Here is a 15835-nt window from a genome sequence, read left to right as displayed (position 1 = left end):
TATTACTCTTCATCATTAATAAGTTGATTAACTAGTTCAATGCAGCGTAAATAACGTTCTTCGTAATCGGGAGATTCTATTTCTATATATTTGATATTATTTTTTTCTAATAACGTTATTAATAGTTTTTGAAAATCTTTACGTTGTTTTGGACTGCCTAAATGACGTAAACCATCAGCGACCCATGGCGTGTTATTACCGAGTAAAATCACTAAATCAAAACGATAGTTATTGATCATAGCTTGTAAAAATGGATGTTCTTTACCTTCATATTTTTTACAAAAAGCTTGAGTTGTCACAAAATCGGTATCAATAAACGAAACTTTATTGGCATGTTTTATGGCAAAATCGATATATTGTGCATGCCCTAATGCGATTTTATCGTAGTCAGCATACTGTAATGCGCGTTCGTCCCCGCCAAGTTGAGAAAATACATAATCCCGACCATATTCCCATGCACTGGTTGTGTTAAATACGTTTGCTAGTTTATTAACTAAAGTTGATTTACCACTAGATTCTCCCCCTAAAATGGCAACGGTTCTAACAAAAAAAGGTCTAACTTCGGTTGGAATGTATTGCCAGTTTTTCAGCGGTGCTTGACGGATTTGAGTACCACTTATTTGCATAAATTGTCGTTTTGGATCAATTAAGACAGTTTCTAGATCAAACAAATCTTTATACATAGCGACATCTTGCGGTTCACTTGAGTAAACATAATCTGGTTTTATGCCTTTTTCTTGAAATAGTTTCTTTACTCGTTCACTCCACTCATGCCAGCCATTTGGGTAAGCTGGAATGCCGTCTTCTTCTAATAATTCAATGTGGATATTTTTTTGATATTTAAAAGTTTGCAGTAGCCAACGAATTCTATCATTAATAGTTGGTTGGCGAGACATAGCACTTTGTTTAAAAAGCGCTTCGTCGCGTTGAGTATCAGAGCAAAGAATAACATATAACTCATCAACCTGACTAATTGCTCGCTGAATAAGATAAATATGCCCAGTATGTAAAGGATAAAATTTGCCAAAAATCACCCCTACTTTTTTATTTTTGTTTGGTTCTTCAATTTGTAAATATTGATGGAGTGATTGTAATTTTTGTGCGCTCGGATTTTTAATTTTATCATTAATGAGTTGACTAAGATAACCTTTAGTCATTTGGCAAGCATCGGCGACAGTTTGTAAAGATATATTCTTACGTTTGATTGCTTTTTTTAGATAATTGAAGTTACTCATAGAATATCCCTTATTTGGTTTTTTATCTTAAACGAAATATAAACTATTTTTAGTTTTTGTTCAATATATTAAACAAAAAATAATTTATTTTTTGTACAACTATGTTAAAATTAATAGCAATTAAACAGATAGAATAACTACTTTATTACCATTGTTAGAGAGAATCATGTGCCATTTAACTTATAACATAATTATTTTTAAATAGTTATAAATTAGTTTTTATTTTAAAGGAACTATATGAAAATTCAGAAATTAGCTTTTTTAATTGCATTTGCTTCTAGCAGTGTTTTTGCAAAAAATAATGTAACACTTAATAAAGTCAAGCTTTTTTTGCAAGGTGCAGAATTACAAGGGCAATCAAAAGTATTGTTGACCAAAGGCGAAAATAAAAATCTTAACTTAAGTTTTAAACTGACTTATCCAAAAGATAAAGTTAACGATATAATTGGTTTATAAGTAAGTTAATAACAGAAATAGAATATGTTAAACGAGTGGTTAAGCCAATTTAAACAAAATAGCCAAAGTAGTTTGCTTGATATTCATTTGGCAACGTTTTTAACACATAAAGCAAAGTTAAATGATGATATTACTATTAAACGATTTAGCTTTTTAGTTATGTCGCTTAGTAAAGAGGTAAGATCTGGTCATGTTTGCCTTGATCTTGCTTATTTAGATGAATCAACGATTGAATCACAGCTTTGGTTACAATTAGATTCGCCAAATGCGCAAGATTGGAAAATTGCTCTTGAACAAGCTTATGATAGTCAGGTTGTGAGTGATGGAACAAATTTGTCTCCGCTTATTTTTATTGAAAATAAACTTTATTTTCAAAGAATGTGGTTAGATGAACAAAATGTAGCTCAATATTTCAATCATACAGATTTAGATAAAGAACTTAGCTACAATACTGATTTAACCACTGTACTTAATCAACTTTTTATTCAGAATCAAACCGAAATTGATTGGCAAAAAGTAGCAGTTGCTGCTGCGTTAACACGCAAAGTTGCTATTATTTCTGGTGGACCAGGTACGGGTAAAACAACTACTGTTGCCAAAATTTTAGCCGGAATTTTGTTAACCAATCCGCATGCTCAAATTATTACATCGGCACCTACAGGAAAAGCGGCATCAAGGTTAACTGAATCACTGAGACGCACAATCGATCAACTCGATTTTGCATCACTAAATATAAAAGCAGAAGCAATCACTTTACATCGTTTATTAGGTGCAAAAGCAGATAATCGTTCATTTAAGCATGATAAGAATAATCCATTGCATGTCGATGTGTTAGTCATTGATGAAGCATCTATGGTTGATTTAAATATGATGGCAAGAGTAATTGAAGCATTACCTAATTCTGCTCGTTTAATTTTGTTAGGTGATAAAGATCAACTTTCATCAGTTGAAGCCGGAGCTGTGTTTGGTGACCTTTGTACCTTTATTTTGCATGGTTATAGCGAAGCACGGGCAAAAGAGCTAAGTCAATTGACTGGTTATGATGTGCCAGCTTGCCAGCAAACAGCAAAAATTACTGATAGCATTTGCTTATTACAAAAAAGTTATCGTTTTAACAAATCATCTGGTATTGGCTTGTTGGCTAATGCAGTCAAAGCTGGGTGCTCAACTTCTGTTAAAAAATTGTTATTAGATGAATCATTGAGTGATATTCAGTATCATGCTCTTTCTTCACAACAGGCTTATGAAGATATTTTACACGATAGTATTAATCATTATAAACATTATTTAAATGTGATTAAGCCGAATGGAACTAATAATATAGCGTTGGTTTTATCTAAATTTGCTGAATATCGCTTACTTTGTGCTGTCAGAGAAGGACATTTTGGTGTCGAAGGTTTAAATAAACAAATTGAATTACTTTTAGCCAAAAACAAATTAATTTATTTGAAAAATAAAGAAGCATGGTATGTTGGTCGACCCATCATGATATTACGTAATAGTGCTTCATTAGGGCTATATAATGGTGATATTGGCATTACATTAAAAGCCGAGCATGATAGTTCAAAATTGCGTGTTTATTTCCCTTTTGCTGATGGATCTATTAAAGGATTTTCTCCATTTCGATTACCCGAACATGAAACGGCTTATGCCATGACGATTCATAAATCACAAGGTTCAGAGTTCGATGATGTAAATATTATCCTACCAACTGATAATTCGCCGTTACTTAATCGTTCTTTACTTTATACTGCCATTACCCGTGCTAAAAAAACGGTTTCAATTTATGCGACTGAAGCTATCTTGTTACAAGCAATTAAATCACAAACGCAAAGACATAGTGGTTTAGTCAGTTTATTGCAAAATAATAGCTGATTCTGTTTTGATAAGCATATTTGAGTTTATTTTTTGAAAGATGATGTGTAATTCGAGGAAGAAATAATAAAACAGGGCTAAAAGCCCTGTAATAATTAAATTAATGGATAATTTTAGCTAAGAAGTCTTTAGCACGATCTGATTGTGGATTAGTAAAGAACTGCTCTTTTGAGGTATCTTCAATAATTTCACCAGCATCCATAAAGATAACTCGGTGGGCTACCTTACGCGCAAAGCCCATTTCATGAGTAACCACCATCATAGTCATACCTTCATAAGCCAGTTCAACCATAACATCTAGCACCTCGTTTACCATTTCAGGATCTAGTGCTGAGGTTGGTTCATCAAACAACATAACAATAGGATCCATACATAACGCACGAGCGATCGCTACACGTTGTTGTTGACCACCAGAAAGCTGAGCAGGGTATTTATCTGCATGGGCAAGTAAACCAACACGCTCTAAAAGATTAAGCGCTTTTTCTCGAGCTTCTTCGTCTGTTCGACCTAACACTTTAATTTGTGCAAGTGTTAGATTTTTTAAAATAGTTAAATGTGGAAACAGTTCAAAGTGTTGAAATACCATACCTACTTTGGATCGTAATTTAGCTAAGTTAGTCGCTTTATTTGTAACTTCTGTTCCATCAATAATAATTTTGCCTTTTTGTACAGGCTCTAAACAATTTACAGTTTTTATCAAGGTTGATTTTCCTGAACCTGAAGGACCACAAACAACAACAACTTCGCCTTTACCAACTCGAGTGGTGCAGTTTTTTAATACCTGAAATTGTCCATACCATTTTGAAATATTTTCTAAGGAGATCATCGAGTAATCCTTTTCTTGAAATAATTAACCAAACATGAAGCAGTAAAACAAATTATAAAATAACTTGCAGCTGCAAAAATAATCATAGAATACTTGACGGTACCACCTTGTGTATTACCAATTTGCGACACACTTGCGCCAAATAGATCAATTAAGCTCATGACATAAACTAGAGAGGTATCTTGGAATAAGATAATACCTTGTGTCAATAACAATGGCACCATAGATCTAAATGCTTGCGGTAAAATAATTAAACGCATTGCTTGGCTTTTAGTCATACCTAATGCATAGGCTGCATGATATTGACCTTTGGCAACAGCATTGATACCCGCACGAATGATTTCAGAATAATACGCAGCTTCGAACAGCGCAAAAGCAATCATCGCTGAAGCAATACGCACATCCGCATAAGTTGGCAAGTTAAATAGGTATTTAATAACTTGAGGGAGTGCTAAATAGAACCACAACAACACTAATAATAGTGGAATAGAGCGGAATAAGTTGACATAGCATTTAGAAAAAATGTTAAGCACTCTATTATTTGATAAACGCATTAATGCCAATACTGTTCCCCAAATAATACCGAAAACCACAGCAGTAAAGGTGATTTTGGTTGTTAACCATAATCCACTTAATAATAAGTGATAGTTATCTAATACTAATGAAGGTATATTGGCAATCCAATGAAATAACTGCATCTTATCCTCCATGATTCATATTAGGTAAACGAGTATGTTTTTCAACGATTCGCATGACAGTAATCACCACATAGTTAATCAGCATAAAGGCAATCGTGACACCACACAATATTTCGATAATGCTATTGGTTGACTCATTAATGCGATCAATTTCACCAATTAAATCAATTAATCCTATTGTTGATGCAACCGATGAATTTTTAATAATATTGGTCATCTCTGATGTTAATGGTGGAATAATTCGTCGATATGCATTTGGTAATAAAACGTACATATAAGCTTGTCGATTAGTTAAACCAAGTGCAATAGCGGCATATCGTTGGCCTTTAGGTAAAGTTTGAATACCTGTTCGTACTTGTTCTGCTATACGCGCAGATGTAAATAGTCCTAAAGCAATAGCAGCAGTGATAAATGCGCTTATATTTGGCGATAAGTAAGAAGTAAACCAAATTCGTAGACTACCACTTAATATTATCGGTAGTATCATATACCACAAAAACATTTGAACAAGCAATGGTATATTACGAAATAGCTGAATATAACCCGCTGCAAAGTTATTTAGAAACTGATTTTCTAAAGTTCTACATATCCCCACAAGTGACCCTAGCACAAAAGCAATGATCCAAGCAGTGGCTGCTAATGAAACTGTCACAAAAATGCCATCTAATAGCCAATTTAAATAAATCCCATCACCATAAGGAGTATGTTCAAAAAATAGGGTCCAATTAAAACTCATAATATATTAATTCACTAATTTAGATAATGTACTAAATGCAATTGATTTAGTACATTGGATTAGAAAGATAAGAAAAGTATTAATCTAATGCTTTATCATTAGGATTGGCAAATAGCTCAACCATTTTAGGCGAAATTTCAAGACTCATATTTGCGCCTTTTGGTGGAACGGGTTGAGTAAACCATTTATTATATGATTCTAAAGCCTTTCCTGATTTTTGCGTATCAGCAATAGTCTTGTCCATCAATTGTTTAAATTGAGTATCGCCTTTTCTCAACATACAACCATAAGCTTCATAAGAAAGCGGTTCACCAACAATTTTCCATTCAGCTGGATTAATAGCACGAGAACGTTCACCTGCAAGTAGTGCGTCGTCCATCAATAATGCTACAGCTCGACCTGTTTCTAATGCATTAAATGCATCACCATGATCTTTTGGTGTAATGATACGAATACCTAAATTATTTTTCATGTTGATTCGGTTTAAACGGATTTCAGAAGTTGTACCTGCAGTAGTTACCACGTTTTTACCTTTTAGATCTTCAATACTATTGATGTTGCTATCCGCTTTAACAAGGAATTGCGTACCAACAATAAAAATACTGTTTGAAAAATCAACTGTTTTTTGGCGTTCAAGATTGTTAGTTGTCGAACCACATTCGAAATCATAGGTATAGTTGTTAAGCAGTTGAATGCGAGTCTTAGAAGTAATCGGTAAGTATTTTACTTTAAGATCAGGTAAGTTTAATTCTTTTTTAACCGCATCGACGATTAAATTCGAATAATCTTGTGAGTAACCAATTACTTCTTGATTATCACCATAATAGGAGAATGGAATAGAAGATTCTCGATGACCAACAACAATAACACCACTATCTTTAATTTTTGCTAATGTACCACTCAGTTCTTCTGCAACAGCCGAACCGGTCATTAGTCCTAACATTGCAAATGATAATACTAATTTGGTTAATTTTGTCTTTTTGTTCATACTGGTCTCCTACTGATTGGTTTGTATCATATTAAATAATTTTAATATTTTTACAAAGGGTGTATATTATAACTTATTTTTTAGCATAAAAGTACTTTTTACTAGTTATTTATCTATTATTGGAGCTAGATGTAACCAGTGATTAACGCAATATTAGATTATTGATTATAACAAGACTTATTAAACCTTAGTTATATTTAAGCAATAATTATGCCAACATTTTGAACTATGAACGTTTTTTTATAAAAAGTGAAATAAACATTAATGCCATTACTACTAAATAAGGCCAATTTCCCCATATAGCATAAGGCGTTAGGCCAGTTGTTGGTGATACAGATGCAGATAATGCGCCTGTTTCAAATTGCGGTAATTTTTTAACAATATTACCATGTGGATCAATAATTGCAGTAATTCCCGTATTAGTACTACGAATTAAAGGTCTACCAAATTCAAGCGCTCTAGCTTGCGCCATTTGTAAATGTTGTTTAGGTCCAATACTATCACCAAACCAAGCATCGTTTGAAACAGTAAGTAAAAAATCTGTATCTGGAGAAAAATTTTGCCATATTAAATTAGATAAAATCACTTCATAACAAATGGCTGGGGTAAATTTAAAGCCTTTTATTTGTAATTGAGGTTGTTTTGTTTCGCCAGATTTCATTGAGGACATAGGAATGTTGAGCAGTTCAGCAATTGGTTCAAGTACTGATTCTAACGGTGTAAACTCCCCAAAGGGTACTAGATGGTGTTTTTTATAACGGTTGATAGTTGGATATTGGTAAGGCTCCTTTTCTCCTAATACTAATAAAGTATTGTAGATATATCCATTAGATTGATAACCATCTTCACCAAAGCGATAATCAATAATACCAACAGCTATTTCAGAATCATGGGCTCGTGCTTCGTTATCCAGATATTGTAAAAAAGATTGTTGATTTATTTCGTAATCGGTGATGCTGGCCTCTGACCAAATGATAATTTTATCTTTACCAAAGTTTTGTTTAGTCAGTTTTGTATAGGTTTGTAATGTGTCATTAAGTTGCTCTTTTGTCCAACGAATTGATTGCGAAATATTCCCTTGAATTAAAACAAAATTAGCTGAACGTGTTTCATTAACTTTAGTCCAATTAATATTATTGAATAAAACCGGTGCAAATAATATCGCAAGTAGTGCAATTAATGCACCAAGTATATGCTTCCTGTGCATTTTGTTATTTATTGTTTTTATGCAATAAACAAATAATCCACACAAAATTGTTAGCAGTAAATTGACTCCATCAATCCCCAATACAGGAAAATAGCCTTTTAACGGACTGTCTAGTTGGCTATAACCGAGTTGCAACCAAGCAAATCCGGTTAAAATATACCCTCGTAAGAATTCGGTTAATTGCCAAAGCATAGGAGCAAGAAATATAAGTTGTTTAAATGAAAATTGTCCAGCAAAACGATTTGCCATCCTTAATAGAAAAGCAAATAGCATAGGATAGAGAGACAAGTATAGGATTAAAAAACCTAAAATGATAATAGCAATGGGGGTGGGTAACTCTCCATATTGCTTAATACTGATATAAACCCAATGGATCCCAGCGGCAAAATAGCCAATGCCCCAACTTAATCCCAGTAACATAGCTTGTTTTTTAGAGCTATCGGCAATCAGCCATAAAAGACCGGCAAACGATACAAAAGCTAAAGGCCAAATATGAAATGGAGCATAACTAAAAACTGCTATACCACCAAAAATTAGGCTTAATAATATTTTTTTAAGCATTTTCAGGTAACTCTAAATTAGGCACGGTAGCCCCATCAGGAATAGTCACATGCAATTGAATGATTCGTCTTCGATCTGCAATGGTAACTTTAAATTGATAGCCGTCAATGGTAATGATTTCACCGCGTAAGGGTAAGCGTCCAAAATGTTGCATTACCAGTCCTCCAATGGTATCCATCTCATCATCACTAAAATCAGTTGAAAATATTTCATTAAAATCTTCCACTGGAGTGAGGGCTCGCACAGTATAAACCGATTGCGTTAAGCGACGAATATCGCGATCCTCAACTTCATCATACTCATCTTCAATATCGCCCACGATGAGTTCTAAAATATCTTCAATAGTCACAAGCCCCGAAACACCACCAAATTCATCAATAGCCATTGCCATATGATAGCGCTGCATACGAAACTCTTTTAACATATGATCGACACGTTTACTTTCGGGAACAACAACGGTTGGTCTGAGAATTTTTTTAAGATCGAAATTATCAATACCTTGGCGAATAAAAATCAAAAGATCTTTAGCCAATAAAATGCCTTCTATGTGATCTCTATCTTCACTAATAACAGGATAACGAGAATGCCCATGTTCAGAAATAATATCTAGACACTCATCAAGTGAATAATTGTCTTTTATGGTAACAATTTGAGAGCGGGGAATCATAATATCGCGAACGCGTTGTTCTGCTATATCCATTACCCCTTCAATCATATCCAAGGTATCAGGATCAATAAGTTCGTTTTCTTCGGCTTCGCGAATTACTTCGATCAATTCTTCTTTATCTTTGGGTTCCGAATTAAATAACTGACTTAACCATAATGCAAACCCTTTTTTAGGTCTCCGGTGATTATCATCACTCATTTGCTCTTTTCCTTTCTTACTTTGTTATTAATTTAAATTATTTTATATATTTTGTTTAGTTAGCTAAATTGCCATCGAACTAAACTGCCCATTGAGTATTTTTATTCATCAACGGGTTGATAAGGATCTTCAAATCCCAATTGTTGCATAATATCAATTTCGATATTTTCCATTTCTTCAGCTTCTTCGTCAAGAATATGATCATAACCGAGTAAATGTAAACAACCATGCACAATCATATGTGCCCAGTGCGAAGTTAATGATTTATGTTGTTGCTCAGCTTCAGCTTCAACCACTTGTTTACAAATAATTAGATCACCCAATAAAGGAACATCGATCTCGATTGGGGATTCAAACGGAAAAGATAAAACGTTAGTTGGTTTATCTTTATGACGATAGGTACAATTTAATTGCTGACTTTCTTGTTTATCGACAATACGGATAGTGAGCTCGGCGTTATCCATAAACTGAGGTAAAATAACCTCTAACCATTGCATAATTTGCGCTTCGGTAGGTAAATTTTGGTTATCTTCTGTAGCAATTTGCAAATCTAAAATAATTGCGCTCATCATATTTACCTTACTTTATTATTCACGATGATAAGGATGATTAGTGGTTAAACTCCATGCACGGTAAAGGCTTTCAGCTACAATAACCCGCACTAAAGGATGAGGTAGGGTAAGTGGCGACAGTGACCAACTCTGTTCCGCCGCCGCTTTGCAAGAAGGAGATAACCCCTCAGGTCCACCAATTAATAAACTCACATCACGGCCATCTACTTTCCAACGTTCTAATTGTTCAGCTAAATTATGCGTTGTGTAAGGTTTACCTGGAATATCAAGAGTCACAATGCGATTGCCTTTACCACAGGCACTTAACATTGCTTCGCCTTCTTTATCTAAAATCCGTACAATATCTGCATTTTTGGTACGTTTTCCAGCGGGGATTTCAATAAACTCTAAAGGCATATCTTTAGGAAATCGTGATTGATAATCATTAAAAGCAGTGGTAACCCAGTTTGGCATTTTATTGCCAACAGCAATAAGCTGTATCTTCACGTGATTAACTCCAAAGCTTCTCAAGTTCGTAAAGCTGGCGGCTTTCTTCTTGCATTATATGTACAATGACCGCATCCATATCAACTACGACCCAATCGGCATCACTTTTACCTTCGCTACCTAACACCAAATGGCCTTGTTTTTTTGCTTCATCAAGTAAATGGTTAGCAATAGAGGAAACATGACGGTTTGAAGTGCCAGTACAAATAATCATATAATCGGTAATACTTGATTTGCCACGAACATCAAGGGTAACAATGTCTTTTCCTTTTAGATCATCAATCTTATCAATAATAAAATCTTGTAACGACTGCTGCAAAATAATCTCTCTTTTTATTAAAAATAAAGCGCCATTATAGCATATATTTTAAAAATAACGGTGATGAATAATTTGTGTATATATTTATTTGGAGGTGACAAATATATCGATATTGAGCAATATAATTCATACTCCTTTATTAATATTTGTTTGCTAAATTGCAAAATAGTATTATTTAAATCTACCCGAAAAGGCGATTTTTAATTATCTGTTTTCTTTTTTCTCTATTTATTCTAAATTCAGTTAGCACCTTTGTTAACGGCAATAAAACCGCATAGAAGAAAACTGCTGAAATTATAGCTAATAAACATAGATATATGGGTTGTAATTGTGACACATAGGTGGAAGCATCCTAAAGGATGCAGCTTCCGCAATATAAGTTTTAAACAAAAAAAGAAAAATTTGATTTTCTTTTCAAAATATTAATCGGATTTTGGAAAGGTTTCGTGTAACTATTTTAAATATCACAACTTACCCCCCAAAAAAAGAGGCTACATTTAAGTTGTTTTATTATAATATTCTGATTTAATTAAAAATTAATTATTTACCTGAACATATTTATAAGGAAAACTTTTAGTTTTTTACAATTTCCGAAAGTTAATATTGCCCTTTATCAGCAATGAATGACATATAAATTAAACCATTTATTAAAGCGAAATAATTCGATCAAACAGCGGATTATCAGTCAAACGATGCGTAACCATGATTAGTGTTTTATCTTTGCATGTTTGTTTTATCAATTGGATAATTTGTTGTTCTGTTCGTTGATCAAGGCTTTCTGTTGGTTCATCCATTAAAATTAAAGGGGAATTATGCAGTAATGCTCTTGCAATGCCTATACGGCGAATTTCACCGCCAGATAAAGTACGTCCGCCTTGTCCAATTAGCATATCTAAACCTTGTTCTGTAGTTAGTAATTTGTCCAATTCAACTTGATATAGAACCTCAATAAGCTGTTGATCAGTTGCATTAGGATTACCAATGAGTAAATTTTTCCGTAAAGTCTCACTAAAAATAGTAATAACTTGCGGAACCATTGCAATGGCTTGTCGCAAAGTTTTTTCATCCAGTTGATTTATTGGGGTATCATTAAAATAAATATTGCCGGAGCTTGCCTCCCAAGTCCGATTTACTAGGCTTAATAATGTTGATTTACCACAACCTGTTTTACCAATTATTCCAATATGTTCACCTTGTTCAACCGTTAAGGAAAAATCAGTTAATATCGCAAAAGGTTGATTTGGGTAGCTGAAATTAATTTGTTCAAATTTTAATTTTGCCGTAGTTAAATCTATCGCTTTACCTTTAGAAACAAATTGAATGTCGGGTGTTTGATTAAAAATACCCGTTGTGCGTGTTGCGGAAGTCAGTACTTGCCCTAAAAAGATAAATGCGCTAGGAATTGGCATGAGTATTTCAGCACTTGCAAGACTAACAAATACAAATAGTGCTACTAAAGGGGATAGGGTGTATTGGGTAATTAGCCATAGAACAAGCAACGTTAAAAATCCAGCAATCAGCACAATCAATGCGCTTGATAGTGCCATTAATGTTGATTGACGTTGCTGGTTATAAAGCCAGTTTGATTCAAGCTTATCAAGTTTAGCACGATAGCGTGGTTGTGCATTAAATAGGATAAGTTCAGCTTGTCCTTGTAGATAATTAATTAATAATAAACGATATTCACTTTGTTGTTTGGCTAGTGTTTTGCCGAGTTGTTTTCCTGCTTGATAAAAAATGACCGGAACCACAAGTAAGGTGGTTGTAAGGATAATAGTAATAATTAACGCAATAGGTAAGTTTATATTTGCTAACCCAATAAACAAAACAACAATGGTAACAAGTGCGGTTACAATAGGTGAAAAAAGTTTTAGGTATAAGTGATCAAGTGCGTCAATATCGACAATAAAGCGATTAAGCAAGTCAGCCCGTTGGTAGTGGGCTAATTGATTGGCACTTAAGGGCAAAATCTTACGGAAAGCTAACGTTCTTAAATAAGCTAAGATTTTAAATGTAGTATTATGATCAACTAAACGCTCCATATAGCGAGCGGCGGTTCGAATAATTGCCGCAGCACGAACACCAGCAGCAGGCAACATATAATTGAAAGTATACAAACCTGCAACGCCAACAAAAGCGGTAGAAGCCAAAAACCACCCTGATAATGATAGCAAAAATACGCTGGCAAGTAGGGTAAGAATTGACAAAAATAATCCCAATAAAATTTGCCCAAAATAGTGTTTATATAGTGCGATATAAGGGCGTAATATAGCTAGCATAAATCCCCCTTGATATCACAGTGTAGCTTACCATTAGCCAATTGCCAGATTTGTTTAAAATCTTGCATGTCATCTGTTTGATGAGTAATTGTAATGCTATTCGGGGCAATGTGTTGCTGATCCAAATTTTGGATGGTTTGTTTATCTAAACTAGCAGTTGGTTCATCAAGAATCAATAATTGACAAGATTTTAGCATTGCTCTGGCTAAGGCGATCCGCTGTGCTTGTCCAACTGATAAACGTACCGCATCTTCGCCAACTTGGGTTTTAATGCCTTGTGGTAATTTAGCAATAACTTCGGTCAATTGGGTTTTGGCTATCACGTTATCCAGTTCATGGTTAGTTGCATTTTGTTTACCCAATAAAATATTTTCACGGATAGTACCATTAATCAAGTAAGGATTTTGACCAATCCAGCTTACTTGCAGTTGCCAATCATTAATATCTAATTGATTAAATTCAATACCATTAATCTTTAGTGAGCCTTGATAAGGTAAAAAACCGAGTAGTACTTGCATTAACGAAGTTTTACCCTCGCCACTAGTTCCTATTAGAGCTAATTTAAATGGTGCTTGCAAGCTAAACGATAATGGACCAACGATAGGTTGTTGTTCGTTAGATAATACAATTAAATTATCTGCTTCAATTGTTTTTAATGGTTCAGTCAATTTTATGTTTGTTATATTATTATTGGCTTGTTTTGGTGCGATTTTTTTACTTAAAAAACTTTCGATATTATCTGCTGCTGCGATTGCTTCAGCTTTGGCATGATAGTAAGTGCCCAAATCACGTAAAGGTTGAAAGTATTCAGGGGCTAACATTAGCGCAAAAAAACCAGCAAATAAAGTAACAGTTCCATTATATGCACCAAAATCGAATTCGCCTAAATACGAAAATCCAAAATAAACCGCCACAATGGCGATTGAAATAGAAGTAAAAAACTCCAATACGGCTGAAGATAAAAAGGCTATTTTGAGCACTTGCATAGTTTTAATACGAAAATCTTCAGAGGCAATGGCTATTTCGTTAGTTTGTTTTTCGCCTTGGTTGAATAATCGAATGGTATTGAGTCCTTTTAAACGATCTAAAAAATGACCGCTTAAATATGCGAGCGCTTTAAAATGACGACGATTAATATCAGCGGCTCCCATTCCCACTAAAATCATAAAAATAGGAATCAGGGGGGCGGTGCAAAGCAAAATTGTAGCAGCAGCCCAGTTAAATGGGAAGATAGCAATACAGATTAAAATCGGTGCCATGCCTGCCAATCGCATTTGGGGAAGATAACGGGCAAAAAAGTCATGCAATTTATCAACTTGTTCAATAAGCAACGTACTCCATGCGCCGATCGTGCTTTGATTTAAATAAGCAGGCCCATGCAACTCAAGTTGATCAATTAATTGCTGTCGAATTTGCTGACGAACTTTTTTGCCTATGGCAAAGTTGATCTTTTCGCGTAGATAAATTAAGCCTGCTCGACCAAGTAACACTGCAATTAGTGCGCCAAAAAAAGGCAGAATATCCACAAAATAGTGTTGTTCAATAATAATTTTTTGCAAAATTACAGCAAGTAATGCAGATTGAATAATAACTAATATAGTTAAAACCAAGCCGGTTAAAATTGAAGCACGCAAATTAGTTTTATGCATTTTTGCTTGCTGTTTTAACCAGCCAAGTAGATAGGTCTGGCGTTTTTTATCTAATGACATAAAGATCTTTACTGCTTATTTTAAATTATCCAAATAATGTTCTGCATCTAAAGCAGCCATACAGCCTGTACCTGCTGAAGTGATTGCTTGACGATAGACATGATCCATTACATCACCAGCAGCAAAAATCCCTTCGATACTGGTTTGAGTAGCGTTGCCTTGCGTGCCTGATTGTACTTTGATATAACCGCCATTTAGTTCAAGTTGACCTTCAAATATAGCGGTGTTTGGTTTGTGGCCAATAGCGATAAACACGCCTAAAACCGATAACTCTTCGGTAATATTAGGATCTTGTGAGCTACGGATTCTAACTCCAGTTACTCCCATGTTATCCCCTAAAACTTCATCAACTACACGATGAGTATGTAGGATAACTTTACCTTCTTTAATTTTTTGCTCTAAGCGATCTATTAAGATTTTTTCTGCTCTAAAGGTATCTCGACGGTGAATTAAATGTACTTCACTCGCGATATTGGCTAAATAAAGCGTTTCTTCAACCGCGGTATTGCCACCACCCACTACGGCAACTTTTTGATTGCGATAGAAAAATCCATCACAGGTAGCACAAGCCGACACACCTTTACTTTTGAATGCTTCTTCTGACGGTAAACCAAGGTATTGCGCTGATGCGCCAGTTGCAATAATAAGCGCATCACAACTGTATTGCGTTTCGCTACCATAAAGCTTAAATGGCTTTGTGCTAAAATCAACGCGATCAATTTGATCTAAAATAATTTCAGTATTAAATCTTTCTGCATGTTCTTTCATCTTAACCATTAATTCTGGTCCTGTTAAATCAGGAGCACCGGCTGGCCAGTTTTCAAGATCGGTTGTGGTAGTTAGTTGCCCACCTTCTTGCATTCCGGTAATTAACACGGGTGAAAGGTTAGCTCGTGCGGCATAAACAGCAGCAGTGTAACCGGCAGGACCAGAGCCAAGTATTAATAAACGAGCATGTTTGGTTTTCATTTTAAATCCTTACTTATTTTAAAATTTTGACAATTTTGGGCAAAATTAACGCAA

15 protein-coding genes are annotated in these 15835 nt (G+C 34.5%); 2 read left to right on the top strand and 13 right to left on the bottom strand.

All coding sequences use genetic code 11. The features are described from left to right. Positions 1-2: 2 nt before the first annotated feature. Positions 3-1235: a multifunctional transcriptional regulator/nicotinamide-nucleotide adenylyltransferase/ribosylnicotinamide kinase NadR gene (gene nadR, locus ACGH49_RS01695; RefSeq protein ID WP_297225519.1), complete on the bottom strand. Its 1233-nt coding sequence runs from the start codon at positions 1233-1235 to the stop codon at positions 3-5. Between the two features lie 237 nt (positions 1236-1472). Between nadR and ACGH49_RS01690 the strand changes: the two genes are divergently transcribed. Together ACGH49_RS01690 and recD are read left to right on the top strand one after the other, a co-directional pair. After that, the gene (locus tag ACGH49_RS01690; RefSeq protein ID WP_411588014.1) at positions 1473-1691 is read left to right on the top strand and encodes a hypothetical protein; all 219 of its coding nucleotides are present in this window, start codon (positions 1473-1475) and stop codon (positions 1689-1691) included. Positions 1692-1715: 24 nt separating this feature from the next. Then, entirely contained in the window at positions 1716-3566 is a 1851-nt protein-coding gene (gene recD, locus ACGH49_RS01685; RefSeq protein WP_411588013.1) for an exodeoxyribonuclease V subunit alpha, read from the top strand. A 100-nt stretch (positions 3567-3666) separates the two neighbouring features. Here recD and ACGH49_RS01680 read toward each other — a convergent pair whose 3' ends face one another. From ACGH49_RS01680 to trxB, 12 genes are all read right to left on the bottom strand, one after another. Next, on the bottom strand, positions 3667-4392 hold the full coding sequence (locus tag ACGH49_RS01680; RefSeq protein WP_034910011.1) for an amino acid ABC transporter ATP-binding protein: 726 nt from the start codon (positions 4390-4392) through the stop codon (positions 3667-3669). Then, positions 4389-5090: an ABC transporter permease subunit gene (locus tag ACGH49_RS01675; protein ID WP_411588012.1), complete on the bottom strand. Its 702-nt coding sequence runs from the start codon at positions 5088-5090 to the stop codon at positions 4389-4391. Before ACGH49_RS01675 ends, ACGH49_RS01680 begins: the two co-directional genes overlap by 4 nt. Before the next feature lies 1 nt (position 5091). Then, positions 5092-5826 (bottom strand): amino acid ABC transporter permease, encoded by a 735-nt coding sequence (locus ACGH49_RS01670; protein WP_065611140.1) that lies wholly within the window; start codon positions 5824-5826, stop codon positions 5092-5094. Between the two features lie 79 nt (positions 5827-5905). After that, entirely contained in the window at positions 5906-6814 is a 909-nt protein-coding gene (locus ACGH49_RS01665; protein ID WP_065611138.1) for a glutamate/aspartate ABC transporter substrate-binding protein, read from the bottom strand. Positions 6815-7040: 226 nt separating this feature from the next. After that, positions 7041-8582: an apolipoprotein N-acyltransferase gene (gene lnt, locus ACGH49_RS01660; protein WP_411588011.1), complete on the bottom strand. Its 1542-nt coding sequence runs from the start codon at positions 8580-8582 to the stop codon at positions 7041-7043. After that, positions 8575-9447, bottom strand: coding sequence for a CNNM family magnesium/cobalt transport protein CorC (corC, locus tag ACGH49_RS01655; protein ID WP_296302358.1), 873 nt, complete (start codon positions 9445-9447; stop codon positions 8575-8577). Before corC ends, lnt begins: the two co-directional genes overlap by 8 nt. 101 nt (positions 9448-9548) lie before the next feature. Further along, on the bottom strand, positions 9549-10016 hold the full coding sequence (ybeY, locus tag ACGH49_RS01650) for an rRNA maturation RNase YbeY (protein ID WP_065608005.1): 468 nt from the start codon (positions 10014-10016) through the stop codon (positions 9549-9551). Between the two features lie 18 nt (positions 10017-10034). Beyond that, positions 10035-10505 (bottom strand): 23S rRNA (pseudouridine(1915)-N(3))-methyltransferase RlmH, encoded by a 471-nt coding sequence (gene rlmH / locus ACGH49_RS01645; RefSeq protein WP_411588009.1) that lies wholly within the window; start codon positions 10503-10505, stop codon positions 10035-10037. 4 nt (positions 10506-10509) lie between these two features. Beyond that, the gene (gene rsfS / locus ACGH49_RS01640; protein ID WP_034909992.1) at positions 10510-10827 is read right to left on the bottom strand and encodes a ribosome silencing factor; all 318 of its coding nucleotides are present in this window, start codon (positions 10825-10827) and stop codon (positions 10510-10512) included. 644 nt (positions 10828-11471) lie between these two features. Beyond that, positions 11472-13103, bottom strand: a complete 1632-nt coding sequence (gene cydC / locus ACGH49_RS01635) for a heme ABC transporter ATP-binding protein/permease CydC (protein WP_411588008.1) — start codon at positions 13101-13103, stop codon at positions 11472-11474. Then, positions 13097-14812 (bottom strand): heme ABC transporter permease/ATP-binding protein CydD, encoded by a 1716-nt coding sequence (cydD, locus tag ACGH49_RS01630; protein WP_411588006.1) that lies wholly within the window; start codon positions 14810-14812, stop codon positions 13097-13099. The genes cydC and cydD overlap by 7 nt, the downstream gene beginning before the upstream one ends. Before the next feature lie 15 nt (positions 14813-14827). After that, entirely contained in the window at positions 14828-15781 is a 954-nt protein-coding gene (gene trxB, locus ACGH49_RS01625; RefSeq protein WP_296207915.1) for a thioredoxin-disulfide reductase, read from the bottom strand. Positions 15782-15835: the final 54 nt, after the last annotated feature.

The sequence above is a fragment of the Gilliamella sp. BG7 genome (genome assembly GCF_046635565.1).
Taxonomy (GTDB): Bacteria; Pseudomonadota; Gammaproteobacteria; order Enterobacterales; family Orbaceae; genus Gilliamella; species Gilliamella apicola_P.
This window is presented reverse-complemented; position numbering and strand designations above follow the sequence as displayed.